Here is a 26,619-nt window from a genome sequence, read left to right as displayed (position 1 = left end):
TCAGGCCCAGTACCATTCGCGCATGTTCCAACAATTGATGGAGGTGTTGATGTTGGGACGGAAGCCCTGCAGCCCTTCCTTCACGCCCTCGGCAATGAAGCCCTGGAACAGCGGCAGGATCGCCAGATCATTGCGGATGAGTTTTTGCAGCTCGCCATAGGTGGTCTTGCGTTGCGTCAGATCGAACTGCTTGGCGCCCTCGGCAAGAAGACGGTCGGCCTCGGCGCTCTTGTACTGATAGGTATTGTAGCCGCGGCCACCCTTGGCGGGCGTCGCGCCTGAGCCGAAGCGCGGCGTCACGTCGGGGTCGCTGCCCAGCATGAAGTTTACGCTGACCAGCACCGAATTGAATTTCGACTGCTGCCAGAAGTCGCCCCAGATCACGGCCGCCGGCATGTTGTTGACGCGCATTGCCGCGCCGATCGCGCGCCAGTCCTGGATCAGCAGCTGCTGGGTTTGCTCGCGCACGGCATTGCCCGATGTCGTCGAATTGGTGAACTCGAGCTTCACGCCGCCTTTTTCACGCACACCGCTGGAGCCGCGAACCCATCCGGCGGCATCAAGCAGCGCGTTGGCTTTGGCCGGATCGTATTTGTGTTGCGGAAGGCCTTGCTGGAACGACCAGGCCTGCTGCGGCACGAAGCTTTCGGTCAGACTCGGCAGGCCGTAGTTCAGCGCATCGATAATCGCCTGCTTGTTGATGGCGAAATACAGCGCCTCGCGCACCGTGCGGTCGGCGAGCGGCCCGAATTCCAGATTGGGCGCGATATGCTCGACCGAGGACGTCGAGGAAACGAAGATCTTGCGCCCCTTCAGCGTCTTCGCCTCCTGCACGAAGTTCGGCAGAATGCCTTGCAGACCGGTGTAATCGACCTGGCCGGTGCGGAACTGCGTGTAGAGAACGGTGAGGTCCGGGATGTATTTAAAGACCACGCGTTCGAGGTAGGGTCCCTTGCCGTGATAGGCGGTATTCGCATTCAACTGGATGTGGTCGCCCGGCACGCGCTCACCCCAGCGGAACGGCCCGGTCCCGACCGGCGCGTTGTGGAACGGCGAGGCGTTCGGATCGGTCACCTTCTCCAGAATGTGCTTGGGCACGATGAAGGTCAGCGCAGCCAGGATCGACATGTAGGGCGAATAGGCAGCTTCCATCCGCCAATGGATCTCGTCGGGGGCGACAACCTTGATGTCCTTGACGAGGCTGTGGCCGACGCGGCTGCGCGCACGAAAATCCGGATTGTTGATCAGCTCGAGCGAGAACTTGACGTCCTCGGCCGTGAACGGCGTGCCGTCGTGCCACTTCACGTCGCTGCGCAGCTTGATCTTCCAGGTCAGGCCGTCGGCCGACAGGCCGCCATTCTCGATCGTAGGGACTTCGCGGGCGAGGTCAGGAACGAACTTACCGTCGGGCTCGATGAACCAGAGCGGCGAGAACACCTGCCACCAGATGCCCTGGTCGACCTCGATGCCGGGCATCAGCGGATGAAAGACGGTCGGCTCCTGCGACAGCGCGGCAATCACTTGCCCGCGCGGCTTGTCCGGCGGATTTGAGGGACGCTCGGTCTGCGCGAACGCGTTGCCTGAAAGGCTCCATCCTGCCGCGGCGCCGGCGCCGAGCTGGAAGAATTGTCGGCGATTCGGAATGCCGAGATGCAGTGCTCCAACGCCGAACCTGCCGGTGTCGACTGCCATGACCACTCTCCGTTGTCGCACGCGGCACCTTCTCCCGCGCCCCGAAATCCCGGCAAAGGGACAGGAGTGGGCTTTAGTGCTTCTAAATTTTTCCGTCAAAAGTTCATCACGACTAAATACAGCTGTCAATCACATTGCTAGGATGCGCAACGTTTTCACTCCGACTGAAGCCCCGACCGGCACGGTCTTGGGCTGCGGCAATGCATGGGAGAGCGACATGGATGGTCGCGGCGATACCAACCGTCCGAAGGACGCCCCAACGATCGAGGCCGACGATGCGGTCGACCAGCGCCTCGGCGAAACCGTGCGGCTGCTGCGCCAGCGCGCCGGCCTTTCGATCCAGGACGTCGCCACCAAGACCGGCCTCTCCAACGGCATGATCAGCCAGCTCGAACGTGCACGCGCCATGCCATCGATCCGCACCCTGCGCCTGCTCAGCATCGCGCTCGAGGTGCCGATCTCCTACTTCTTCGAGACCAGCGATCCCAGCGACGTGCAGCGCTACATCGTGCGCAAGAACGCCAGGCGCCTGCTGCGGCTCACCGCCAGCGGCGTCGTCAAGGAGGCGCTGACCCCGGAAGACAAGGGCCAACTCGAACTCTACGAGTTGACACTCAATCCGGGAGCGTCCTCCGGCACCGACTTCCTCCAGCACACCGGCGAGAAGGCCGGCTACATCCTGTCCGGCAGCCTGCGGCTGTGGCTCGACAACCAGGCCCATGTGCTGGAAGCGGGCGACAGCTTTCGTTTTCCGAGCATCGTGCCGCACATGTTCGACAACCCGACCCAGCAGCCTTCGCGCGTGATCTGGGTGACGACGTTGCGGCAGACCGATTCGCCGGCAGGCTAGCCGCAACCTTCCTAGAGTACCGCAAATTGACCCTCGACGCAGCCGCGCCGAGTCTGTAGCTCACATCATGCCGGACTCTTCGACAGGCCGGCCGCGATCCGCGGCTGCCGTCTTTGGTGTGAGACCATGAAACTCAGGGGGCTTCTGACACTCGCGATGGCCGCGCAGGTCATCGTGACCGCTGTGGCTCTCCTCGCCTCCTATGCCGTGACCGGCGCCGGCTTCGGCGTGCCAGAGATCATCGCCCTGCTCGCAAGCGGCGCCGTCGCGGTGCTGCTCGCGCGGCTCTGCGCGCGCAAGATTGAGACGTCGCAGCAAAAACAGGCCGCGGCGCAACTTGCCGAGCAGGCGCAGGCCAGCGCGCAAATGACCCAAGCCGTGATCAAGACCGCGCTCGATGCCTTCGTTCAGACCGACGCGAACGGCATCGTCCTGGAGTGGAGCTTTCAGGCCGAGGCACTGACCGGATGGACGCGGCAGGAGGCACTCGGCACTGACGCCGTCGACCTGCTCGTCGCCGAGCCGCTCCGCGACGGCTTTCGGCAACGGATGATGCGGTTGCTGCCGGAGCTGTCGAATACGCCGATCGGCATCCGCTTCGAAGCAACCCTGCTGCACCGGGAAGGCGACGAGATCCTGATCGAGGCGTCGAGCACCGCGCTTCAGATTGGCGGGCGCACCGTCATCAACAATTTCGTCAAGGACGTCACCCAGAAGCGCGCCGCCGAGGAGCAGTTGATCCAGGCGCAGAAGATGGAGGCGGTCGGGCAACTCACCGGCGGCATCGCGCACGAATTCAACAACATGCTCACGGTGATCACGGGCACGATCGAGATCCTCGCCGACGCCGTGAAGGACAACCCGCCGCTTGCGACCATCACCAAGCTGATCAGCGAGGCCGCAGACCGCGGCGCCGCGCTGACGTCGAGCCTGCTCTCCTTTGCGCGCAAGCAGGCGCTGCAGCCGGCCGAGATCGACGTCAACGACCTGCTGGAGGAGCTCGCAAAGCTGCTGCTGGCAACCTTCGACAAGAAGATCGAGATCGTGACCAGGCTCGACGGCAATATCTGGCTGGCCTACGCCGACCGCGGCCAATTGAGCTCGGCCCTGCTCAACCTTGCGATCAACGCCCGCGATGCGATGCTGGACGGCGGCAGGCTGACGCTGACGACGCGTAACGTCGTGTTCGGCGTGCGCGAGGCCGTCGCGGTCGGTGCCGGCTATGCCGGCGACTATGTCGAGATCGAGATCACCGATACCGGCACCGGCATTCCGCAGGCGATCCTCGAGCGGATCTTCGATCCGTTCTTTTCGACCAAGGATGTCGGCAAGGGCACCGGGCTCGGCCTCAGCATGGTGTTCGGTTTCGTCAAACAGTCCGGCGGCGGCATCAAGGTCAACTCCGCAGAAGGCACCGGCACGACATTCACGATCTATTTGCCGAAGGCGGAGACCAGCACGCTCCGCCCGGCCGGTTACGACGAGCGCAAGGTCGTGGGCGGGACGGAAACCATCCTCTGCGTCGAGGACGACCGCGACGTCCGTCAATTCGTCACGGTCCAGCTCGAAAGCCTCGGCTACAAGGTCATCCCCGCCGCCGACGCGGCCGAGGCGCTTGCCATCGCGGGCGCAGGCACGCCGTTCGACCTGCTCTTTACCGATATCGTGATGGCCGGCGCCTTGAATGGACGGGAGCTCGCCGACGAGATGGTGGCCAAGCGCCCCTCCTTGAGAGTCTTGTTCACGTCCGGCTATGCCCACGACGCCCCGCATGGACCGGGACATACCACCATGGGCGCGCCGCTGCTGCCAAAGCCCTACCGCAAGGCGGAGCTCGCGCGCATGCTGCGCCGCTCTCTCGACACCGCGGTCGATGCCGCCGGCGATCCGATCCCGACGCCCTATTCGGTTCAGGCCGACGTCGAAGGCTTCTTGCGCAAGAAATCTTCCGATCGCGACCGGCGTTAACGCGCGTCTGACGGATGGACTCCGCCGCTCCGCTGGGCAAAACTCCGCGCCAGCAAGAATTCCATTGGAGGCGAGCCATGACTGCACTCGAAAAGGGCATTACCGCGAACGGCACGGGTTATGGCGGCAAGAGCTGGAACATTCTCGGCCAGGTCTATTTCCCCAAGGCCGTCACCGACTCCACCTTCGCGTTCGAGACCAACAGCGATCCCGGCCAGTTCGTGCCGGTGCACGTCCATCCGACCCAGGACGAATTCATCCTGGTGCAGGAAGGCACGCTCGACCTCAAACTCGACGGCGTGTGGGTCAAGGCCCATGCCGGCGACCTCGTGCGCCTGCCGCGCGGCATACCGCACGGCTATTTCAACAAGTCCGACAAGCCTGCCCGCGCGCTGTTCTGGGTCTCGCCGATGCAGAAGCTGGAGGCGCTGTTCACCCAACTCGACAATCTAACCGACCCCGCCGAGGTCGTGCGCATCTCCGCCCTGCACGAGGTCGACTTCCTGCCACCGGAGGCCAACGACTAGGTTACGATCTCCCGACGAACGAATCGTTCGGAGGGAGCCGGCCATGTGTGCACGCCGTCATGCCATCGCAACTCTTGCGGCGCTTGGGCTGATTTTCTCGGCTGTTGCCGTGAGCCGGGCACAAACGCTCACGGCAAGGCAATCGGAGGCGGTTGCGGCCTACGAGCGCGCGCTCAGCGATTTCAAATCCATCCTCGCCGAGCGGCGCAAGCAGATCGAGGCGAAAGAGCCGCTGCCGAAACTGCCGGGCCAGGCGATCTATCTCGCCCGCGTCGCCGTGATCAGCAGCTACAAAGACCTCACCGACGCCATGCCGTCGCGGATCGGGCGGCCCAACAAGTTCGAGATCCCTCCGGCCTATTTCGATGCCGACATCGAACCGCTGATCGACGAATACGGCAAGCTGTTCGATATCATGGAGGCGCCGCCGGCCAACGCGCAGAACTCGGCGACACCGTTCAAGGACGTCGTCGATCTCGCGGTCGCGATCGCGCGTGCCAAGGGGCTTGCGCCTGACCACGCCGAAGCCGCGGGCCGGATCAGTCTCGGGCTTTTCTTCGCGGAAACCAACGGCAAGCAGAATGTCCGCAACGGCCGCTCGAACACCTATATGGGCAGCTTCCAGACCGGCCCCTCCGAAGACCGCAACGGCCGCAGGAAGTGGGAGGCGATCAAATCAGAGATCGCGGCGGCCGATCCCGCGCTCGGCGCACGCGACGACAGGGAAGAGGCGCGCGCCCGCGGCACCGACCACCGCTTCAACCACTGGACCAACGTGCGCGACGGCCTGATGAACGCGCATGCGGATATCTTCCGGGAGATCCCGGGAATCGTGAAGACGCTGCCCGACCCGATCGACCAGATGAAACTGTTCGAGCTGATCCAGATCGTGCCGACCCCGACGCGGACCGCGCTCAAATCGGGCGACCTGCTGAACTACCGGGTGTCCAGTCCCACGATCATGAAGCACCTGCGCAACAACAGCATCTTCGCGTTCGGACAGGCCGACCGGGCGCGCAGCTCGGCCAGCTTCCCCGAGATCCTCGCCGCGATGTGGCTGTTCAATCGCAAGTTCGAGCGGGCAATGGCGAAATATGCCGAGATCAAGCCGCGCTGACGGCGGCCCTACTCGGTGCGGATCGGCGTGTCCTTCAGCCCGTTGTTGTCATAAGCCTTGCGTAGCGTGCCGTTCGTCGTCGCCTCCGTCATGAACTTCGTGACGAACGCCAGCGACTGGTTGTGGCCGAGCGGGACGGCGATGGCCGTCACCGTTTTCTTGAAGGTCTCGTCCAGCACCTTGGTGCCCGGAATCTTCTGCGCCATCTTGTTGAGCTGGTCGCGCGACAGCGCGAAGGCGTCGATCTCGCCGCTCTTCAGCAAGCCGAAGATCTCGTCATAAGTCTGATAGCCCGTGACTTTCGCATTCTTCAGATGCGCGATCGCGCCGCGCATCGTGGTGGTGGCGTTGACGGCCGCGACCTTGACGCCGGGCTGGTCGAGCGTGGCGAAGTTGGTGATGCTAGAGCCGGGCTTGACGATATAGGTGGCGTCGGCGACCTCGTAGATCGGGCCGAACATCATTTTGGTCTCGCGCTCGGGATCCCTGGGCAGCCAGGTGACGTCCCACGTCCCCTTGCCGGCCGCGTCGGTGATCTGCCCGGAATTCTGGTGCACGACATATTCGACTGGTACGCCGAGCTGCGCGGCCATCTCCTTGCCGAGATCGACGGGAACGCCGGCATAGCCGGCTTCGGTCTTGGTCGACCAGAACGCGCCGCCCGCCGGGCTGATCGCGATCGCGACCCGCAGCTTGCCGGTCGGCGCGATCTCGTCTTTCAGGCCGTCGGCTAGCGCGGGCATGGCAACCGCCGCTGCGAGTACGAGGCCGACGAAGGCCGATTGGAGAGTCGTGAGCATGTCATGTTCTCCTCACCTTTTCTTCTTGTCTTCTATCTTGCGGCCTTTGACGCAATACTGGTCGATCGTGCGCGCGATGAAAAGCTGTTTGTCATGACAAACTCGTCAAAGGGCACAGCGCCGTTTGCAGTGCAAGGTCTGTGACTGCCATGGCTATGGTGTTCCACAGCGGTTCATTTGTTGGTAGCCTGCTAGACTGACAGACTGCAATCGGGGGCCCCTGAATGACGCGCGCGAATCCCGCATCTCTCGCACATCGCAATGGAGAGTGGAGACAGATCGGGCGGGCGCTGACCGCCTTGGCTGCCGTGGCCGTGCTCGCGGGCTGCGAAGACAAGAACACCTTCGTCGCGCCGCCCCCGCCCAAGGTGGACGTCGCGACGCCGGTGCAGCGTGCGGTGACGCGCTATGTCGAGGCCACCGGCAACACCGCGCCGATCAAGAATGTCGACCTGGTGGCGCGCGTGCAGGGCTTCCTGCAGTCGATCGATTACCAGGACGGCACCTTCGTCAAGCAGGGCACCCAGCTGTTCACGATCGAGCCCGAGACCTACAAGCTGAAGCTCGAGCAGGCGCAGGCGGCGGAAGCCGGCGCACAGGCCTCGCTCCGGCAGGCGGAAGCCGACTTCAAGCGACAGAGCGATCTGGTGCAGCGCCAGGCGGTGTCACAGGCCACCCTCGACAGCTCGACGTCGACCCGCGACAACGCGCAGGCCAATCTCCAGCAAGCCCAGGCCAACACGAAGCTCGCGGAGGTCAATTACGGCTACACCAAGGTGAGCGCGCCGTTCGACGGCGTCGTCAGCGCGCACATGGTCTCGGTCGGCGAGCTCGTCGGCGTCTCCTCGCCGACCCAGCTCGCGACCATCGTCGCGATGGACCCGATCTATGTGAACTTCACCATCAACGAGCAGGACGTGCTGCGCATCCGCGCCGAGGCGGTCCGGCGCGGGCTCACCACCGCGGACCTCAAGCAATTCCCGATTCAGGTCGGCCTCCAGACCGAGAGCGGCTATCCGCACGAAGGCCACCTCGACTATGTCTCCCCGACCATCAATCAGTCGACCGGCACGCTGGCGGTGCGCGGCCTCGTGCCCAACGACAAGCGGGTGCTGCTGCCCGGCTATTTCGTCCGCGTCCGCGTGCCCTTCAGCCAGGAGAAGGACTCCCTCCTCGTCCCCGACACCGCGCTCGGCAGCGACCAGGGCGGCCGCTATCTGCTCGTCGTCAACGGCGACAATGTCGTCGAGCAGCGCAAGGTGCAGATCGGTCCCCTCGATAACGGGCTGCGCGTGATCGAGAGCGGCCTGAAGCCGGACGACCGCGTGGTGATCGCCGGGCTGCTGCGGGTGATCCCGGGCCAGAAGATCGACCCGCAAGCAACGAAGATCAGCCAGCCGCAAGCGTCTGCCAAGTAGGAGCGGCCGGTCATGATCTCAAAATTCTTCATCGAGCGGCCGGTCCTCTCGAACGTCATCGCGCTCCTGATGATCCTGATCGGCGGCGTCGCGCTGTTCAATCTGGCGATCGCGCAATATCCCGACGTGGTGCCGCCGACGGTGCAGGTCACCACACGTTACCCCGGCGCCAGCGCCAAGACCGTGATCGACACGGTGGCGCTGCCGATCGAGCAACAGGTCAACGGCGTCGAGGACATGCTCTACATGCAGTCCTACAGCGCCTCCGACGGCACCTACACGCTGACCGTGACCTTCAAGATCGGCACCGACCTGAACTTCGCGCAGGTGCTGGTGCAGAACCGCGTCTCCAGCGCGCTGTCGCAATTGCCGCAATCGGTGCAGAACCAGGGCGTCACCGTCCAGAAGAGGTCGACCTCGATCCTGCTGTTCGTGACGCTGACCTCTCCGGACTCCCGGTTCGACAGCCTTTACCTGAGCAACTACGCCACCATCAACATCCGCGATGAGCTGTCGCGTTTGCCCGGCGTTGGCAACGTCACGGTGTTTGGCGCCGGGCAATATTCGATGCGGGTATGGCTCGATCCGAACAAGCTGCAGGTACGCGGATTGGTGCCACAGGACGTCATCCAGGCGATCCAGCAGCAGAGCCAGCAGGTGTCCGCCGGGCAGGTCGGCGCGCCGCCGACGCCGCCGGGCCAGGCATTCCAGTACACGCTCAACGTCAATGGCCGGCTCGACGACACCAGCCAATTCGAGAACATCATCGTCAAGACCGGCACCAGCGGCGACGTCACGCGCGTGCGCGATGTCGGCTGGGTCGAACTGGGCGCGCAGACCTACAGCCAGATATTCTCGCTGAACAAGCAGCCCTCCGTCGGCATCGGCGTATTCCAGTCGCCCGGCGCCAACGCGCTCCAGGTCGAGCAGGCCGTCGAGAAGAAGATGGTGGAGCTCGCCAAGCGATTCCCGGAAGGCATCAAGTACGACACGCCGTTCGACACCACCAAATTCGTCGAGGCCTCGGTGCACGAGGTCTACATGACGCTGATCGAGGCCGGCCTCTTGGTGCTGGTCGTGATCCTGGTGTTCCTGCAGGACTGGCGCGCGATGCTGGTGCCGGCGACCACCGTGCCCGTCACCATCATCGGTGCCTTCGCCGCGATGGCGGCGCTCGGCTTCACCATCAACATGTCGACGCTGTTTGCGATCGTGCTGGCGATCGGCATCGTGGTCGACGACGCCATCGTCGTGGTCGAAGGCGCAGCCCACAATATCGAGCAGGGCATGAACGGCCACGACGCCGCGATCAAGGCGATGGACCAGCTGTTCGCGCCGATCGTCGGCATCACGCTGGTGCTGATATCGGTGTTCCTGCCGGCCTCGTTTCTCGCCGGTCTCACCGGGCGCATCTATTCGCAATTCGCGCTGGTGATCGCGGCAACCGCGCTTCTGTCCGCCATCAACGCAGCGACCCTGAAGCCGACGCAATGCGCGCTGTGGCTGCGGCCGACGGTGCCGCCGGAGCAGCGCAACTTCTTCTATCGCGGCTTCAACAACGTCTATAACCGGGTCGAGCACGGCTACACGCGGCTGATCACCTTCCTGTGCGGACATGCCACGGTGTCGGTCGCGGCCGCGCTGGTGCTGATCGTCATCGGCGGCTACGGCCTGTCGCGGGTGCCGACCGGCTTCCTGCCGATCGAGGACCAGGGCTATCTGATCGCCGCCATTCAATTGCCCGATGGCGCCTCGCTGGAGCGAACCCAGAAGGTGCTCGACCGTGCCAGCGAGATCATCAAGGAGACACCGGGCGTCCAGCAGGTCATCACCATCGCCGGCATCTCCGCGCTCGACAGCAGCGCCAGCCTCGCCAATGCCGGCGTCGCCTACATCATCCTGAAGGACTGGGAGGCCCGCAAAGGCCCCGGCGAGGATCTGCGTTCGCTGGTGTACGGGCTGAACGACAAGCTCGCCGTCATCATGGAGGCCCGCACCATCGTGCTGCCGCCGCCGCCGATCCAGGGCATCGGCAACGCCGCCGGCTTCTCGATGCAGGTCGAGCTGCGCGACGGCAACAGCGATTTCGCCAAGCTGCAGGCGATCACCGGCGCGGTGGTCAGCAACGGCCAGAGCCAGAGCGCGCTCCAGCGCGTGCAGTCCTCGTTCCGTTCCTCGGTGCCGCAGTTCAACGTCGAAATCGACCGCATCAAGACCCAGACGCTGCACGTCACCACCGATCAGGTGTTCTCGGCGCTGTCGACCTATCTCGGCTCGTCCTATGTCAACCAGTTCAACAAGTTCGGTCGCGTCTTCCAGGTCTACACGCAAGCCGATCCGGCCTTCCGCGTAACCGAGCGCGACATCGCCAACATGATGGTGCGCAACTCGAACGGCGACATGATCCCGATCGGCACCGTCGCCACGATCACGCCGGCCACCGGCCCGTCGCTGATCAGCCTCTACAATCTCTATCCGTCCTCGACCGTGATCGGCCTGCCGGCGCAGGGCTATTCGTCCGGCCAGTCGCTGAAGCTGATGGAGGAGATCGCGGACAAGACGCTGCCGCCGGGCACCGGCTACGAATGGACCGCGATGTCCTATCAGGAGAAGGCGGTCTCGAGCCAGATCTACTGGGTGTTCGGTCTCGCCATGCTGCTGGTCTATCTCGTGCTCGCCGGCCAGTATGAAAGCTGGTACGCGCCGATCTCGGTGATCCTGGCGGTGCCGCTGTCGCTGATCGGGCCGACGCTGGTCCTCAACGGGCTCAAGATCGACAACAACCTCTATTGCCAGATCGGCCTGATCCTGCTGATCGCGCTGTCGGCCAAGAACGCCATCCTGATCGTCGAGGTCGGGCTCGAGCTGCACGGCCGCGACGGCAAGCCCGTGCTGGAAGCCGCCATCGAGGCGGCGCGCGCCCGCTTCCGCCCGATCCTGATGACGTCGTTCGCCTTCATCCTCGGCGTGGTGCCGCTGGTGCTCGCGACCGGCGCCGGCGCCAGCGCGCGCAAGTCGATCGGCATCACCGTGTTCTCGGGCATGCTGGCCTCGACCTGCCTCGCGGTGCTGTTCGTGCCGGCCTTCTTCGTGGTGGTGCAGCGGTTCGAGAACTGGCGCGCGTCGAAGAAGGCGCCGAAGGCGCAGCCGGTGGCGGAGGTGAAGCCGTAGAGGGGCAGTCTCGACAGAGTCGCGAAAACAACCCCATGCACAGTAGAGACGGGTTGAAAAGGCTGGGAAAATTTCGGCCTTGCCGAAATCACTTGCGCCGTCGGGCAAAACAGGGGCAGAATGGCATCATCGGCGGCATGCGCAGGGTACCTCCTCATCCCCATCATTGCCGTATCCTCCGTCATTGCGAGCGCAGCGAAGCAATCCAGAGTCCCTCCGCGGAAGGACTCTGGATTGCTTCGTCGCAAGGGCTCCTCGCAATGACGAGTGGAGAAAGGCGCGCCTCACTCCCCTCACACCGCCTGCGGCGTCCGGATCTCGCGCGGCAGGATGATCGCGGCGGCGATCGCCAGCAGGCAGAGCGCGGCGAAGGCGTGCAGCATGGTGACGAAGCCGCCTTGTTCATACAACCACGCGACCAGCCCGACCGAAGCGCCGGCCGCGGTGAAGCCGATGAAATAGCGCACCGCATAGGCGCGCGAGCGCCATTCCTCGCTGGTGTACTTGCCGACCATGGCGTCGTTCACCGTGACCTGACCGAACGCGCCCATGACGATGCCGATCGAGACCAGGATCAGCGGCAGATTGGACAGGCTTGCGGCGAGATAGAGGAAGGGTGCCAGCATGAACGACAGCGGCAGCGCCACCGTTTTCAGCGAATAGCGGTCGAGGAGCCGGCCGATCGTGTACTGCGTCATCGCGCCGAACACGTAGACGCAGGCCGCGATGATTCCGAGCAGCGCCGGGCTTTTGGTGAGGTCCGCGAGCCGCTCGGCAAACAGCTTCGGCAGTGCCACGGTGACGGCGTTGAACGTGGTGGAGATCGCGATCACGACGATCAGGAGCGCGAGGATCACGCGCCACATGTCCTGTTTGGCGACGCGCGCCTGCGCTGCCGCCTGCTTCGAACCCTTGCGGTCCTCGTGCACGACCATCATCGCAAAAGCGATACCGATCAGGATCGTGACCACTCCGGGAACGATGAAGGCAAAGCGCCAGCCGAGATACTGCCCGATCACGCCGGTGACCAGCGCCGAGGAGGCCACGCCGAGATTGCCCCAGACGCCGTTGATCCCCATCTCGCGGCCGAGCCGGTCGGCATAGGACACGATCATCGCGGTGCCGACGGGATGGTAGATCGAGGCGAAGATGCCGATCGCGAACAGCGCGGCGCCGAGCTCAGCCGGCGTCCGCACGAAGCCGACCGAGATCATGGACAGGCCGATGCCGACGAAGAAGATCAGCATCATGTGGCGGCGGCTCCAGCGATCCCCGAGCCAGCCGGTGAGCAGCGAGCCCGCGCCGAAGGCAATGAAGCCCGGCGTCGCGTAGGGAAGCAGTTCCGAATAGGCCATGCCGAGCGCCGGCCCCATGATGATCACGGCGGCGGCAAAGATCAGCATCGCATAATGGTCGATGAAATGGCCTGCGTTGACGAAACTGATGACCTGGCTGGGGCTGTTCATACGAATCCTCTCCTGCTCGAAAATGAGTTATATGTCTGAGCCATGACGGGATGCGGCCAATGACTGTCTTGGAAACGCCAATTTTGGAAACGCCAATCCTCCGGGAGGTCCGGGGCAACCATCGCTCGACCGCGGGCGTGCATCTGGTCGCGCGGGACTATCCGAGGGGTCTGCGGCTCGCCCCGCACATGCACCGCGAGGCCCAGCTGGTCTATGCGGCCCGCGGCACCATGCAGGTGACGACGCCCGGGGGACGCTGGCTGGTGCCGCCGGACCGCGCGGTCTGGGTCCCGGCCCATCTCGAGCACGCCATCGACGTGCTCGCCGACATCGAGATGCGCACGCTGTATTTCGACCTGCCCTGGCTGACGCGCGAGCAGCGCAACGAGAGCCTCGCCAAGGAATTCGTGGTGCGGGTGTCGCCGCTGCTGCACCAGGCGATCCTCGCGCTGTTCGACGCCCGCAACACGCAAGAGCGCACCGAGCTGCTGGTGCGGCTGGTGATGCTGGAACTGCACCAGGCCGAGGATTCCGCCACGTTCGTGCCGCTGCCGCGCGAGCCGCGCTGCCGGCGCGCGGCGATGATCGTGCTGGACGATCCCACCGGCCTGCACGACATCGACACCCTGGCGCGCGAGGTCGGAACCTCCGCACGGACTCTGTCGCGATTGTTCTCGACGCAGACGCAGCTGAGCTTCAAGAGCTGGTGCCAGCGCGCCAGAATTGCGGCCGCGATCCAGCGCCTGTCCACCGATGCCGGCGTATCGGTCAAGCAGCTCGCGACCCAGCTCGGCTATGCCAGCGTGCCGGCGTTCTCGGCCGCGTTCCGTCAGGTGACGGGGCGGACGCCGACGGAGTTTGCGGGGAAGGGATGAGGCGCAGAGGCGAGCAGCCTACCTACTCAACACCGATTCTTCTGGAAGTCCTGCCTTGCGCAAGCCCTCGGCGATGCGAACTCGCTGTGCAAGACAGGTCGGATGATCCGTCGGCGAACTGGCATGGAATTGGGCGACGCTGAAGTTCGGAGCGAGCGTGAGCCCCGCCTGTACACAGGCCCGTGCTTCCTTGATCTGACCCAGATGCGCCTGCCCGGCGGCGAGGTAGAAATACATAAACGGCGCAATATTCCTGTTGGTCTCGATCGATCGCTTGAACCAGTGAACGGCAGCCTCATCGGCGCCGAGATATGATTGCGCAACGCCCGCCGTATTCATCCAGGAGGAAGCCTTGTTGTCGCGAGGAGAGAGCCGGAATGCTTCCATGACGTGGGCTTCGGTCTCTTCGGCTCGACCGAGATTGTTTTTACCGAGCCCAATCCACGCATGGGCCGTGGCCAGATTCCGGTCCAGCACCAACGCCCGCTCACATTCGGCAATGCCCAAGGCGGCGCGTTTTGTGAAGATCTGGACGACGCCCATCAGGCAATGCGCCCTCGCGTGATTGGGCGTCTGGGCAAGTATCCTCGTCAAGAGCGCTTCGACCACTCGCAGAGGCGCCGTCCTGTCAATCAGCATGGAGGTAGCCCGCATTGCATCGACAGAGGCTATGCCCACCATCGCCTCGACGTTCGCTGCATCCAGGCGGAGCGCCTGTTCGAAGAACGGGCGCGCCTGCGACAGGCTTGTGGGATCCGTTCCGCGATTCATATACGCCATGCCCTGGAAATACAGGTCCATGGAATCCGGATGGGGCGCCCGCGCCGCGCGCCGCGCCTCCACCATGACCAGCTCGGTCCCGAGTTGATTGGCAAGACGGGCACCGATCTCGTCCTGCATGTCGAAGAGGTCGACGATCTGCTTGTCGAAACGATCGCCCCACAAGTGATTGCCGGTCTCGGCATCGATGAGCTGGACGTTGATGCGCATCCGACTTCCAGCCCGCTGCACCGAACCCTCGAGCACATAGCGAACGCCGAGTTCGCGGCCGAGCTGCTTCAGATCGACATGCGTACCCCTGTAGGTGAAGGCGGTGTTGCGGCCGATCACGAAGATGCCGGCCATTCGCGACAGATCCGTGGTCAGGCTCTCGGTCACGCCGTCGACAAAATACTCCTGCGCGGGATCTGGGCTCAGATTGGCGAAGGGAAGAACCACAAGCGACGGCTTGCCTGTGGCGGGTCTCGGCAAGACGGCGACAGTTGCAGTCGTCGGCATTTCGCGCACCTCCGCGACGAAGCGGATGCCCTTGCGCGGAAAGGTCTTGATCAGGCGCTGCGCGTCTCCGGAATCTCCGATCGCCTTGCGCGCAACATTAAGTCGCGTGGTCAGGGCGACGTCGGAGACGGCGCGGCCATGCCAAATGGTACGGATCAGGTCATCCTTGCTGACGACGCGCTCGCGGTTGCCGATCAGATAGCCGAGCAGGTCGAAGACCTGTGGCGCGATGGCGATCGCATCCGCTCCGCGGCGCAGTTCGCGCCGCTCGGTGTCGAGAGAAAAATTTTCAAACAGATAGCGCAAGCCAATTCCCTGCGGCCATTCTGTTCAACAATAAGCTGTCGGTAAGGAAAATGTAAGCCGGCGACCAAGCCTGTCGGCGCCCCGACGTGGTACATCCAAAAGTAGAGCCCGCGCGGAAACGTGGGCCTGGTCAGGGAGAAGGCGATGATCACGCGTCGTGATGTGTTGTCGACAGCCGCTGCAGCATTCGCCACTTATCCTGCGCCGCGCGCGCTCGCACAGCCGCTCTCAAAAACCGTGCACATTCTGACAGGCTTCACGCCCGGGTTCCAGGACGCCATGGCGCGGCTCGTGGCCGGACAGATGAGCGGCTATGCGGAAACCATCGTGGTCGAGAGCCGCCCGGGCGCGGGCGGTCGCATCGCCGTCGAGGCGGTGAAGAATGCCGATGCCGACGGATCGACCATGCTGTTCTCGCCGCTCGGCTTCATGATGTTCTTTCCGCACGTCTACAGGACGCTGAGATACCAGCCGCGTGACTTCACACCGGTGTCGACCGTTGCCTCGACCCCGGCATTGCTGACGGTCGGCCCGAAGGTACCGGCCGACGTCAAGACGCTGGCGGACTTCGTTGCCTGGTGCCGCGCCAATCCTAAGCTCGCCACGTTCGGCACGCCGGGCGCCGGAACCACGCTGCATTTTCTCGGTACGATGCTGGGCCGCAGCGCGGGCTTCGATTTTCTTCACATACCCTATCAGGGCGGTGGCGCGATTCAGGATCTGGTCAAGGACGTGATTGCAGCGACCGTCATGCCGATCGGCAGCTCGCTCGGGCTTGTCCAGTCTGGAGATATTCGCGCGCTGGCGACCACCGGACCGCGCCGCTGCCAGTTCATTCCGGAGGTACCGACGATGCGGGAAGCCGGATACCCGTCGCTCGAGGACCTCACATGGTTTGCATTTTTCGTTCCGGCGAAGACACCAGCACCGATTGTCGATAAGCTCAATGCCGCGATCCAGGCGGCCGTGCGCACCGACGAGGTCAGGGCCGGCATGGCAAAGCTGGCCGTCGAGCCCGATGCGATCGCGATGGAGGACTGCGCCCGGCTGATCGCATCGGAATCCGACCGGTGGAGGGCGATCGTGCAGGAAACGGGGTTCGTCCCGACCGATTGACGGGAGGCAACACATGAGCGGGCCAGCATCCGTGCTCGACCTGGTGCAGTCGCATCGCGTCACCGCGGTGATCTATACTGCGGCGAAGCTCAATCTCGCTGAGGCTATCGGAGATGAGGCGAAATCGGTCACTGAGCTTGCCCTGCTGGTGTCCGCGGACGAAAGTGCGCTGCGCAGACTGCTCGTTGGTTTGACGACACTTGGCCTTTGCAGGCAGCTAGACCGGGATCGGTTTGCCATGACCGACCTCGGCCGGCAACTCGGCGAGACCGCCGACCCGTCCTTCAAGGACTGGGTTCTCTTTGAGGGCGAGATGCTCGTGCAATCCTGGAGCGGACTGGCCGATTCGGTTCGCACTGGAAAGACCGGGACACAGTTGCGCGGAGAAGGCGATGACCGCTATGCCGCCTCAGGCAATGCGCCGGAAGCAAATCGCCGGTTCAACGCTGCGATGGTCTGCCTCACGCGGTCCATCGTTCCAAAGATCGTCGCAACCCACGACTTCGCAGCCGCGCGCCTCGTCATGGATCTCGGCGGCGGCACCGGCGAATTGATCGGCGCCGTACTCCAGCATAACCCTCATCTTGGGGGCGTCGTCCTGGATCTCGCGCGTTGCGAGACAGATGCGCGCACGCATTTCGATCGGCTCGGTATCGCCGGCCGCTGCCAATTCGTCGCCGGGAGCTTCTTTGAAGACGTCCCCAGCGGCGCCGACACGATCGTGATGAAGAGCATTCTCCATAATTGGAATGACGACCGTTGCCTGGTCATCCTGCGAAATTGCCGGGACGCGCTGCCGCCGGGCGGGACGCTGATCGTGATCGAGCGGATTATGCCGGAGCTTGCCACGACGGAACCGGAGGATCGCTCCTGCGTCATGAGCGACCTCAACATGCTGCGCGGACCCGGCGGCTGCGAGCGGACGGAAGCCGAGTATCGCACGCTGGTGGGCTCGGCCGGCTTCGCTTTCGTCCGGACGACCAGTATCGGCTCATTCAGCCTGGTCCAGTTCAGGCAATAGGTCAATTGCTGCCATTGGCGACGCGGCGCGAGGCGCGATGTACGGCCCGGCTTCGGGACATAACAGCATTCTCGAAACGCACGGCCCAGCTCAAGTTGCCAAATTCCCCTGCATGATTGTGATCGGCTTCCGCCCAAATCACGTGTAAACTTCCCGCATCGCACAACCCGGTTTCGAAAGGCCCCGATGGCGAACGCCTTCTTCTCCGACCTGCTCGCCACCATCTCCGAGCGCGGCCGCACGCTGCTTCGGCGCGGCGATGGCGCGGACATCAAACAGGACGCCGACGGGCTGATCGAGCTCTGCGGCGCGCTGCTGTCGGGCCGGGGCGAAGCCTCCGGCACCGCGCTTGCGCGTGAGGTGCTGGATATCTACCAGGAGCTGGATGCGGCAGGACGCCGCGCCTTTTTCGATGGCCTCGTGCGTGATTTCGGACCGGACCGGGAACGCCTGTCAAAGGCCATCGAGAAGTGGCGCGCCAAGCCCAGCGACGAAGACGCAAGCGCGCTGCATTTCGCCTCGGAGCCGCGGCGGCAGGAACTGATCCGCCGCCTCAACCGTGCGCCGGGCGGCACCGGCGATCTCGTCAACATGCGGGCCGATCTGCTCGGCATGATGAAGGGCCATGCCGACCTTGCCGCGCTCGATCGCGACGTCTCGCATCTGCTGTCTTCGTGGTTCAACAGGGGGTTTCTCGTGCTGCGCCGGATTGACTGGTCGACCCCGGCCAACATCCTCGAAAAGATCATCCGCTACGAAGCCGTGCACGAGATCAGCGACTGGGACGATTTGCGCCGCCGCCTCGATCCGGTCGATCGCCGCTGCTACGCCTTCTTCCATCCCGCGATGGTGGACGAGCCCCTGATCTTCGTCGAGGTGGCACTGACCGAGACGATTCCGGGCGCGATTCAACCCCTGCTCGCGGTCGACCGCCAGCATCTGCCGATCGCGCGCGCCCGCACCGCCGTGTTCTATTCGATCTCCAACACCCAGCGCGGCCTGGGGGGCATCTCGTTCGGCAGCTTCCTGATCAAGCAGGTGGTCGAGGAGCTGCGCCGCGAATTGCCGAAGCTCGACACCTTCGTGACGCTGTCACCGGTGCCGGGATTCATGCAGTGGGTGAAGCAGGACAAGGATTTGCCGCTGACGGACGAGGACCGCGAGGTGCTGAAGCGCCTCGACGATCCCAAATGGTTCGAGAACCCCGAGACGACCACGCTGCTGCGCGCCGTGATCGAGCCGCTCGCCGCGCATTACTTCCTGAAGGCGCGCACGCCGAAGGGCCGGCTGATCGATTCCGTCGCGCGTTTCCATCTCGGCAACGGCGCCCGGCTCGAGCGCATCAACTGGCTCGGCGACCTCTCGCCGAAGGGCCTGCGCGAATCCGCCGGCGTGATGGTCAACTACCTCTATCGCCTCGACGACATCGAGAAGAACCACGAAGCCTACGCCAATGACGGCGAGGTCGTGGCGTCGAGCGCAGTGAAGAAGCTGCTGAAGGGCGAAGGACGCCGGCTGCTGGACATGCGGCTGTCGTAGCTGCGCGCTCAATTGTCGTCCCGGACAGGCGAAGCGCAGATCCGGGACCCATAGCCACAGGATCAGGTTTGACGACGACTCGGAGTTGCCAGCTGGCGCCGACGACTCCTCCCTGGGGTTATGGGTCCCCGCTTTCGCGGGGACGACACCGTTATTGGCGTGGCCACCGCGCCTCACAACGGCAATGAGCCGCCTACTTCTTATCCCTGAAATACGGCTCCACCGGGCCATGCACCTTGATGGTCAGCGGGTTGCCGTGACGATCCTTGGCGTTGCCGGCGGTGACGCGGACCCAGCCTTCGCTGATGCAGTATTCCTCGACATTGGTTTTCTCGACGCCCTTGAAGCGGATGCCGACGTCGCGGGAGAGAATATCCGCGTTGTAATAGGGGCTGTTCGGATCGACCGAGAGGCGGTCCGGAAATTCGTCGCTCATGATTGTCTCGCTCATAACAGGGTCTCGATTTGCTGCCGCAATCCTTCAGGCCGGGCGGTCGGCGCATAGCGCGCGATCACCTTGCCGGCACGGTCCACCAGGAATTTGGTGAAATTCCATTTGATGGAGGCGCCCAGCAGTCCGGATTGCTGGCGTTTCAGATACTCGTACAAGGGGTGCGCGTTGGCGCCGTTGACGTCGATCTTCTCGAACAGGGGAAAGGTGACGTCGTAATGGGTCGAGCAGAATTCCTGGATCTCACCCGCCTGCCCCGGCTCCTGCGCACCGAACTGGTTGCAGGGAAAGCCAAGCACGGAAAAGCCGCGCGGCGAGAGGTCGCGATAGAGATCCTCGAGCCCGCGATATTGCGGCGTGAAGCCGCATTTGCTCGCGGTGTTGACGATCAGCAGCACCTGCCCTTCGAAACGCTTCAGGGCAACCTCCTCGCCGGCAAGCGAGTTGGCCTTGAAGTCGTAGATGACAGACATCGTCAACCCACGGGATCGATCGGCGACGGCGGCACGCCGCCCGCCTCGATCGCTTCGCCCGCGAGCAGACACAAATCCTCGCGATAGCGGCCGGAGACGATGTGCACGCCGACCGGCGCCTTGCCGACAAGGCCGGTGGAGACCACGAGGCCCGGCAGCCCCATGAACGGGGTCGCGATCTGCGGCATCTGCGCTTCCCAGACTCGCTTGAAGGACTCCTCGTCCTTACGGTCGAGATGATCGGGGAACGGCAGCTCGCCGGAGACCGGCGTCAGCACGACAGCGTATTTTTCGAAGAACAGCATCCAGTCGCGGGTCAGCGTGGCGCGGCGGGTCAGGGCCTGCGCGTAGTTAGCCTGGTCCATCGGCGTGACCTTGGCGCGATTGCCGCGCAGGCAGGCCAGCGCACCGGGATCGCCTTCGCGCTCGGCCATCTCCAGCTGCGCCTCGTAACCGTCACCGAGCCAGAGCTTGATCTGCCACTGGACGGCTTCGCGCATCGACGGCGTGTTTTCGATCGTCTCGACGGTCCAGCCCGCGCGCTCCAGCCGCTTGCCGGCATCGATCACCGCCGCCTTCACCTCCGGCGTGGTGGCGAGCCCGTCTGGATTGAGGCAGAGCGCGGCACGCTTCGGTCGCGCGGGGCCTTCCAGCGGTGCCGGCACGTACCAGGGGTCGCGGATGTCGCGGGCCGACATCGCGGCGAGCGAAATCCTGACGTCGTTGACGGTGCGCGCCAAGGGTCCCGAGACCGCCATGATCTGCGGCCCGATCGGACGCTCCGGCAGCGCCGGATTGAAGGCGGGGATGCGGCCCAGCGTCGGGCGCAGGCCGTGCACGCCGCAGGCATAGGCGGGATAGCGGATCGAGCCGGCGATGTCGGTGCCGTGGGCGATATGGCCGATGCCCGCCGCGACCGCCGAACCGGCGCCGCCGGACGAGCCGCCCGGCGTCAGCGAGGCGTCGCGGGGATTCTTGGTGTCGCCATGGACGAGGTTGGTGGTGAACCAGCGATAGGAGAAGGCCGGGCAATTGGTGCGGCCCAGCAGAACCGCGCCCGCTTTCCGGAAATTGGCGACCACCGGATTGTCCTCGCGCGCGATCAGGTCGCGCTGGAGTTTCAGGCCATTGGTGGTGGCAAAGCCCTCCTGGTCGACATTGGCCTTGATGGTGACGGGAACGCCGGCGAGCACGCCGGGGTCCTCGCCCCGCGCGATCGCGGCATCGACGGCGTCGGCCTGCTTGAGCACGTCCTCGGGCCGGTGGTCGATCACCGCATTGAGCTGGGGATTGACCGCATCGAGCCGGGCGAGGCCGGCCTTGGCTGCCTCCCTGGCGGACACTTTCCTGGCTTTGACGAGGGTGGCGAGGTCGGCGGCCGACAGGCGCCAGAGATCTTGCATGGCTTGCTCCGTTTAACCGGCGTCTTTTAGCGCCGGGAACGCGGCAAAGCCATGTGGATTTCGCAGGGGCGAAGGGGCTAAGGGCCCGGATTGCCACATTTCCCGTCATTGCGAGGAGCGAAGCAACGAAGCAATCCAAACTGCCTCCGTGGAGACACAGTCTGGATTGCTTCGCTTCGCTCGCAATGACGAACGGAGAGAGTGGCAGGCCTCGCTACCGGCTAATGCCTTGTCGCGGACTGGTCGGGAACGTCCAGCAGGGCCTCGGTGAAGGGGAATTCCAGCACGATTTCGCCCTCGACGTCGGTGACTTCGATGACCGCCTCCATGAGCGCCGGCTGGGTCCCCTCGGATTTCAGCACCTCCAGGATCATCTGGCGGGCGACCTCCCAGGCACGATCGGGGTTGCGCAGATCCTCGCCTTCGGGATCCACGATCAACTCGTCGCCAATGCGGGTGTTGAAGAAATATTTGGGCATCACGGAGATCCAGCTAGACTCGCCTGTACCGGATTGAAAGCTGCACTGCACTCACAAGTGCTTTATCAGGACAGCGTTCACGACCGAATGCGCCACGCGCAAGGCAGCGTCACCGGAACCGATGTTCCAACATGATTTTCGCGGCGCAACATGGCCCTCTTCGGGAAAATTTCACTGGCGAACTTTTGTGCTCGCATTACTTTAACCCATGGGCGGATACGTCCGAGTTCGCGAAATGGAGAGCTGATATGGCCTGGAAAGCCCCGAAGATCGTCGAAGTGCCCTGTGGCATGGAAATCAACATGTATGTGAGCGCCACCCGCAAGTAAGCGGCTGGTGAGTTCGCGTTCTGCGCAGGTGGATCTTTCAGTCACGATGCATGTCCGGACGACAGGATTTGTGTCGGCGTGAGATCCACCTCGCGACATTGCCTCCAGGAGACGTAACATGCTTCGCGTCGTCGTCCTGGGCGCCGGGGCTGGCGGCGGAGTCCCGCAATGGAATTGCGGCTGCGAGGGCTGCCGGGCGGCCCGAGCCAACGGCCATGAGCTTTACCGAACCCAGGCCTCGGTCGCCTTCAGCGGCGACGGTGAGCACTGGTTCCTGATCAACGCCTCGCCCGACCTTCGCCAGCAATTGAACGCCACGCCGCAGCTGCACCCCAAGGCGGGCGCCCTGCGACACACGCCTGTTGCAGGCGTGATCCTGACCAACAGCGAAGTGGATGCGGTGGCGGGCCTGCTGTCGATGCGCGAGGGCTCGCCCTTCACGATCTATGCGCATGAGAAAGGGCTGGCGATCCTGGCGAGCAACAGCATCTTCAACGTGCTGAACGAGAAGAACGTCAAACGGCAGCCGATCGATATCCGCGAGCCGTTCGAGCCGCGACTGCCGGACGGCGCGCGCTCGGGGCTGGAGGTGCTGGCTTTCGCGGTGCCGGGCAAATCCGCCTGGTATCTCGAAGGCAAGGCGCATCCCGGCGGCGAAAGCGGCGACGGCGATACGCTGGGGCTGAAGATCACCGACAAGACCAGCGGCAAGTTCTTCTACTTCATCGCCGCCTGCGCCGAGGTGACCGACGCGCTGAAGGCCGAGATCGACGGCGCCGCGCTGGTGTTCTTCGACGGCACGGTCTGGCAGGACGACGAGATGATCCGGGCCGGGCTCGGCCACAAGACCGGCAAGAGCATGGGCCACGTCGCGATGTCCGGCGACGACGGCGCGATCGCGCGGCTGGCCGACCTCACTCTCGACAGGAAGATGTTTCTGCATATCAATAACTCGAACCCGGCGCTGCTGCCCACGTCACCCGAGCGCAAGGCCACCGAGGCGGCGGGCTGGCAGATACCCGCCGACGGAACGGAGATTGTGCTGTGAATGCCGCGTCACTGACTGGAATGACTGCACTCTCGATCGGCAAGGACATCAGGCTCAATTCGGCCGAGGAGCTGGAGGCGGCGCTGCGCCACATCGGCGCGACCCGCTATCACAGCCTGCACCCGTTTCATAAGCTGCTGCACGGCGGCAAACTGAACAAGGGCCAGGTGCAGGCCTGGGCGCTGAACCGCTACTATTACCAGAGCACGATCCCGATCAAGGACGCGGTGGTGATCTCGCGCTTCCGCGACCGCGCCACGCGGCTGGAATGGCGGCACCGGATCGAGGACCATGACGGCGATGTCGGCAGCGAGGGCGGCATCGAGCGCTGGCTGAAGCTGACCGACGGCCTCGGCCTCGACACGGCTTACGTGGAATCCACCGAGGGCATCCTGCCGGCGACGCGCTTCGCGGTGGAAGCCTATGTCCATTATTGCCGCGAGAAGTCGCCGCTGGAGGCGATCGCCTCGTCGCTGACCGAATTGTTCGCGCCCAGCATCCACGAGGAGCGCATTGCCGGCATGCTGCAGCATTACGACTTCGTCAACCCTGACATCATGAGCTACTTCAAGCGCCGCCTGACCCAGGCGCCGCGCGACGCCAATTTCGCGCTCGACTATGTCAGGACCCATGCGACGACGCCGGAGCAGCGCGCGTCGGTCTGCAATGCGCTGATCTTCAAGACCAACGTGCTGTGGGTGCAGCTCGACGCGCTCTATTACGCCTATGTCGAGGGCAACATTCCGCCGGGCGCGTTCGTGCCCAAAGCGGGTTGAAGAGGAACGGAAATGGCCGGGCCGCGTCATATCAGCGTCAGCGAGGCAAGCCGCCCCGTGCTGCCGCGGCACGCCAAGCTGAAATATGACGAGACGCGCAAGGTCTGGGTGATCCTGGCGCCCGAGCGGGTGCTGGCCCCGGACGAGATCGCGGTCGAGGTCTTGCAGCTCTGCAACGGCGAGCGCAGCGTCGGCGACGTCTCCGACCAGCTGGCGGCGAAATACGCCGCGCCGCGCGAGGCGATCCTCGCCGACGTCATCGTCATGCTGCAGGACCTCGCCGACAAGGGCTTTCTGACCGAGGCCCGGGAGAAGACATCATGAGCGATGTGCTCGGCCATCCCGCCATTCCACCCGACACCAGCGACAGCCTCGCGGTGCTGGAGAAGGGCCGCTCGACGGCGGAGACGTTTGGCATTCCGCTCGCGGTGCTGCTCGAGATCACCCATCGCTGCCCGCTGCAATGCCCGTATTGCTCCAACCCCGTGGAGCTCGATCGCTCCGGCAAGGAACTGACCACCGACGAATGGAAGAAGGTGCTGAGCGAGCTCGCCGAGATCGGCGTGCTGCAGGTGCATTTCTCCGGCGGCGAGCCGACGGCGCGGAAAGACCTCGTCGAGCTGGTCAAGCATGCGACCGACGTCGGCCTCTACACCAACCTGATCACCTCGGCCGTGCTGCTGACGCGCGAGCGGCTGAGCGAACTTGCCGATGCCGGGCTCTGCCATGTGCAGATCAGCTTCCAGGGCGTCGAGGAAGGCCTCGCCGACCGCGTCGCCGGCTACAGAGGCGGCCACCGCAAGAAGTTAGAGGTGGCAAGATGGACGCGCGAGCTCGATTTGCCGCTCACCGTGAACGCGGTGATGCACCGGCAGAATTTGCACCAGCTCCCCGACATCATCCAGATGTCTGTCGATCTGGACGCCGACCGGCTCGAGGTCGCCAACGTGCAATATTACGGCTGGGCGCTGAAGAACCGCGCCGCGCTGATGCCGACGGTGGCGCAGCTCGACGAATGCACTGAAATCGTCGAGGAGGCGCGCGAGCGGCTCAAGGGCCGGCTGTCGATCGACTACGTCGTGCCGGATTACTACGCGCTGCGGCCGAAGAAGTGCATGGGCGGCTGGGGCCGGCAGTTCTTCAACATCTCGCCCGCCGGCAAGGTGCTGCCGTGCCACGCCGCCGAGAGCATCACCGGGCTCGACTTCGAGTCGGTGCGCTCGAACCATTCGATCGCCTGGATCTGGCAGAACTCGGAGGCCTTCAACCGCTATCGCGGCACCGGCTGGATGAAGGAGCCGTGCAAGAGTTGCGAATTCCGCGAGATCGATTTCGGCGGCTGCCGCTGCCAGGCCTTCGCGCTGACCGGCGATGCCGCCAACACCGACCCCGCCTGCGCGCTGTCGCCGCTGCACGAGACCATCTTCAAGCAGGCCGAGCGTGAGGCCGAGGGCGAGACCAACCGCTTCCTCTATCGCAATTTCGCCGGCGGCACTCTGGAATCCGGCGATGATGCCTGACGCCGATGCGGCCGCATCCGCCAAACGTGCCGATCCCTTTGCACCGCTGACCTCCGAGATGATCGATGTCGGCGACGGCCACGAGCTCTATGTCGAGAGCGTCGGCCGCGCCGACGGAATCCCCGCCGTTTACCTGCACGGTGGCCCCGGCAGCGGCTGCCAGCCCGATCATCGCCGGCTGTTCGATCCCGAGCGCATGCATGCGGTGCTGTTCGACCAGCGCGGCTGCGGCCGCAGCCGTCCCAAGGGATCGCGCACGCACAACACCACCGCGCATCTGATCGCGGACATGGAGACGATCCGCGAGAAATTCGGCATCGCGCGCTGGATGGTGGTCGGCGGCTCCTGGGGCGCGACGTTGGCGCTGGCTTATGCAGAGGCGCATCCCGAGCGCGTCTCCGGCATCGCGCTGCGCGCGACGTTCCTGGGCACCCGAGCAGAAGTCGAGACGGCTTTCACCTCGCGCCTGTCGCAATTCTATCCTGCGCTCTACGAGGATTTTCTGAGCGTGCTGCCGCCCGAGCAGCGCGAGCGGCCGGTGGAAGCCTACTATCGTCGCATCCTCGATGCCGATCCGTCCGTCCACGGCCCGGCGTCGCGCGCCTGGCACGATACCGAACGCGCCTTGTCCGAGCATAAGCCGGCCAGGACGCGGATCGACCTCGCCTCGCTGAACGTCTGGCGCACATTGCCGGCGACGCCGTTCATGGAGGCGCATTATTTCGTGCACGACAGCTTCATGAGCGAGAACCAGTTGTTGCGGAACGCCGGTCAGCTCGCCGGCATTCCCGGCATCATCGTGCAGGGCCGCTACGATCTGTTGTGCCCACCCGAGACATCGCAGGCGCTCGCGAAAGTTTGGCCGGGTTCCGAGGTCAGGATCGTGGAAGAGGCCGGACATTCGCTCTATGATGCCGGCGTGCGGGACGCGGTCATGAAGTCGATCGCGGAGCTCGCGTCGAAGGCCGCGCGCTAATTTGCGAAAAAAGGACAACA

Annotated in this window: 24 protein-coding genes; 16 read left to right on the top strand and 8 right to left on the bottom strand. The window is 64.3% G+C overall.

Annotated elements, in window-relative coordinates; all coding sequences use genetic code 11:
- Positions 1 to 1,692 (bottom strand): peptide ABC transporter substrate-binding protein, encoded by a 1,692-nt coding sequence (locus tag FNV92_RS08120; RefSeq protein WP_143841404.1) that lies wholly within the window; start codon positions 1,690 to 1,692, stop codon positions 1 to 3.
- A 217-nt stretch (positions 1,693 to 1,909) separates the two neighbouring features.
- On the opposite strand from FNV92_RS08120, the gene FNV92_RS08115 reads away from it, so the two are divergent.
- From FNV92_RS08115 to FNV92_RS08100, 4 genes are all read left to right on the top strand, one after another.
- A complete protein-coding gene (locus tag FNV92_RS08115) occupies positions 1,910 to 2,542 on the top strand; it encodes a cupin domain-containing protein (RefSeq protein WP_143841405.1) in 633 nt (210 codons plus the stop codon).
- A 126-nt stretch (positions 2,543 to 2,668) separates the two neighbouring features.
- Positions 2,669 to 4,510 carry an ATP-binding protein gene (locus tag FNV92_RS08110; RefSeq protein ID WP_143841406.1) on the top strand — a complete coding sequence of 614 codons (1,842 nt, stop codon included), beginning with the start codon at positions 2,669 to 2,671 and terminating at the stop codon, positions 4,508 to 4,510.
- Positions 4,511 to 4,587: 77 nt separating this feature from the next.
- Positions 4,588 to 5,037: a cupin domain-containing protein gene (locus FNV92_RS08105; RefSeq protein WP_015684143.1), complete on the top strand. Its 450-nt coding sequence runs from the start codon at positions 4,588 to 4,590 to the stop codon at positions 5,035 to 5,037.
- Positions 5,038 to 5,080: 43 nt separating this feature from the next.
- Positions 5,081 to 6,154 (top strand): hypothetical protein, encoded by a 1,074-nt coding sequence (locus FNV92_RS08100; RefSeq protein WP_143841407.1) that lies wholly within the window; start codon positions 5,081 to 5,083, stop codon positions 6,152 to 6,154.
- 8 nt (positions 6,155 to 6,162) lie between these two features.
- Here FNV92_RS08100 and FNV92_RS08095 read toward each other — a convergent pair whose 3' ends face one another.
- The gene (locus FNV92_RS08095) at positions 6,163 to 6,954 is read right to left on the bottom strand and encodes an ABC transporter substrate-binding protein (RefSeq protein WP_143841408.1); all 792 of its coding nucleotides are present in this window, start codon (positions 6,952 to 6,954) and stop codon (positions 6,163 to 6,165) included.
- A gap of 224 nt (positions 6,955 to 7,178) precedes the next feature.
- Here FNV92_RS08095 and FNV92_RS08090 point away from each other — a divergent pair, with 224 nt between their 5' ends.
- On the top strand, positions 7,179 to 8,372 hold the full coding sequence (locus FNV92_RS08090) for an efflux RND transporter periplasmic adaptor subunit (RefSeq protein WP_143841409.1): 1,194 nt from the start codon (positions 7,179 to 7,181) through the stop codon (positions 8,370 to 8,372).
- Between the two features lie 12 nt (positions 8,373 to 8,384).
- Positions 8,385 to 11,543, top strand: coding sequence for an efflux RND transporter permease subunit (locus FNV92_RS08085; protein WP_143841410.1), 3,159 nt, complete (start codon positions 8,385 to 8,387; stop codon positions 11,541 to 11,543).
- A gap of 293 nt (positions 11,544 to 11,836) precedes the next feature.
- Here the strand turns inward: FNV92_RS08085 and FNV92_RS08080 are convergent, their stop codons facing one another.
- The gene (locus FNV92_RS08080) at positions 11,837 to 13,009 is read right to left on the bottom strand and encodes an MFS transporter (protein ID WP_143841412.1); all 1,173 of its coding nucleotides are present in this window, start codon (positions 13,007 to 13,009) and stop codon (positions 11,837 to 11,839) included.
- A 50-nt stretch (positions 13,010 to 13,059) separates the two neighbouring features.
- Between FNV92_RS08080 and FNV92_RS08075 the strand changes: the two genes are divergently transcribed.
- The gene (locus FNV92_RS08075; RefSeq protein ID WP_143841413.1) at positions 13,060 to 13,884 is read left to right on the top strand and encodes an AraC family transcriptional regulator; all 825 of its coding nucleotides are present in this window, start codon (positions 13,060 to 13,062) and stop codon (positions 13,882 to 13,884) included.
- 18 nt (positions 13,885 to 13,902) lie between these two features.
- On the opposite strand, the gene FNV92_RS08070 is transcribed toward FNV92_RS08075, so the two are convergent.
- Complete coding sequence (locus tag FNV92_RS08070) at positions 13,903 to 15,468, bottom strand: winged helix-turn-helix domain-containing protein (RefSeq protein ID WP_143841414.1); 1,566 nt, start codon at positions 15,466 to 15,468, stop codon at positions 13,903 to 13,905.
- A 144-nt stretch (positions 15,469 to 15,612) separates the two neighbouring features.
- Between FNV92_RS08070 and FNV92_RS08065 the strand changes: the two genes are divergently transcribed.
- The 3 genes from FNV92_RS08065 (at position 15,613) to FNV92_RS08055 (ending at position 19,144) form a co-directional block, all read left to right on the top strand.
- Complete coding sequence (locus tag FNV92_RS08065; protein ID WP_143841415.1) at positions 15,613 to 16,584, top strand: Bug family tripartite tricarboxylate transporter substrate binding protein; 972 nt, start codon at positions 15,613 to 15,615, stop codon at positions 16,582 to 16,584.
- 31 nt (positions 16,585 to 16,615) lie between these two features.
- Positions 16,616 to 17,605: a methyltransferase gene (locus FNV92_RS08060; protein ID WP_244623747.1), complete on the top strand. Its 990-nt coding sequence runs from the start codon at positions 16,616 to 16,618 to the stop codon at positions 17,603 to 17,605.
- Positions 17,606 to 17,791: 186 nt separating this feature from the next.
- A complete protein-coding gene (locus FNV92_RS08055) occupies positions 17,792 to 19,144 on the top strand; it encodes a malonyl-CoA decarboxylase (RefSeq protein ID WP_015684133.1) in 1,353 nt (450 codons plus the stop codon).
- 193 nt (positions 19,145 to 19,337) lie between these two features.
- Here the strand turns inward: FNV92_RS08055 and FNV92_RS08050 are convergent, their stop codons facing one another.
- From FNV92_RS08050 to FNV92_RS08035, 4 genes are all read right to left on the bottom strand, one after another.
- Positions 19,338 to 19,595 (bottom strand): DUF3297 family protein, encoded by a 258-nt coding sequence (locus FNV92_RS08050; RefSeq protein WP_015684132.1) that lies wholly within the window; start codon positions 19,593 to 19,595, stop codon positions 19,338 to 19,340.
- The gene (locus FNV92_RS08045) at positions 19,592 to 20,068 is read right to left on the bottom strand and encodes a glutathione peroxidase (protein WP_143841417.1); all 477 of its coding nucleotides are present in this window, start codon (positions 20,066 to 20,068) and stop codon (positions 19,592 to 19,594) included. Before FNV92_RS08045 ends, FNV92_RS08050 begins: the two co-directional genes overlap by 4 nt.
- A 2-nt stretch (positions 20,069 to 20,070) precedes the next feature.
- Entirely contained in the window at positions 20,071 to 21,471 is a 1,401-nt protein-coding gene (locus tag FNV92_RS08040; protein ID WP_143841418.1) for an amidase family protein, read from the bottom strand.
- A gap of 221 nt (positions 21,472 to 21,692) precedes the next feature.
- Positions 21,693 to 21,950: a DUF6894 family protein gene (locus tag FNV92_RS08035; protein WP_168213305.1), complete on the bottom strand. Its 258-nt coding sequence runs from the start codon at positions 21,948 to 21,950 to the stop codon at positions 21,693 to 21,695.
- A 248-nt stretch (positions 21,951 to 22,198) separates the two neighbouring features.
- Here FNV92_RS08035 and pqqA point away from each other — a divergent pair, with 248 nt between their 5' ends.
- The 6 genes from pqqA (at position 22,199) to pip (ending at position 26,599) form a co-directional block, all read left to right on the top strand.
- A complete protein-coding gene (pqqA, locus tag FNV92_RS08030; RefSeq protein WP_007595659.1) occupies positions 22,199 to 22,279 on the top strand; it encodes a pyrroloquinoline quinone precursor peptide PqqA in 81 nt (26 codons plus the stop codon).
- A gap of 118 nt (positions 22,280 to 22,397) precedes the next feature.
- Positions 22,398 to 23,327, top strand: a complete 930-nt coding sequence (gene pqqB / locus FNV92_RS08025; RefSeq protein WP_143841420.1) for a pyrroloquinoline quinone biosynthesis protein PqqB — start codon at positions 22,398 to 22,400, stop codon at positions 23,325 to 23,327.
- A 20-nt stretch (positions 23,328 to 23,347) separates the two neighbouring features.
- Positions 23,348 to 24,103, top strand: a complete 756-nt coding sequence (gene pqqC, locus FNV92_RS08020) for a pyrroloquinoline-quinone synthase PqqC (protein WP_416377748.1) — start codon at positions 23,348 to 23,350, stop codon at positions 24,101 to 24,103.
- 12 nt (positions 24,104 to 24,115) lie between these two features.
- On the top strand, positions 24,116 to 24,427 hold the full coding sequence (gene pqqD, locus FNV92_RS08015; RefSeq protein WP_143841421.1) for a pyrroloquinoline quinone biosynthesis peptide chaperone PqqD: 312 nt from the start codon (positions 24,116 to 24,118) through the stop codon (positions 24,425 to 24,427).
- Positions 24,424 to 25,623 (top strand): pyrroloquinoline quinone biosynthesis protein PqqE, encoded by a 1,200-nt coding sequence (gene pqqE, locus FNV92_RS08010; protein ID WP_143841422.1) that lies wholly within the window; start codon positions 24,424 to 24,426, stop codon positions 25,621 to 25,623. The genes pqqD and pqqE overlap by 4 nt, the downstream gene beginning before the upstream one ends.
- Complete coding sequence (gene pip / locus FNV92_RS08005) at positions 25,613 to 26,599, top strand: prolyl aminopeptidase (RefSeq protein ID WP_143841423.1); 987 nt, start codon at positions 25,613 to 25,615, stop codon at positions 26,597 to 26,599. Before pqqE ends, pip begins: the two co-directional genes overlap by 11 nt.
- Positions 26,600 to 26,619: the final 20 nt, after the last annotated feature.

Origin of the sequence: Bradyrhizobium cosmicum (genome assembly GCF_007290395.2) — a bacterium.
In the GTDB taxonomy this organism is placed as follows: domain Bacteria; phylum Pseudomonadota; class Alphaproteobacteria; order Rhizobiales; family Xanthobacteraceae; genus Bradyrhizobium; species Bradyrhizobium cosmicum.
Note: the sequence above shows the minus strand (reverse complement) of the source record. Positions and strands in the feature narration are given on the sequence as shown.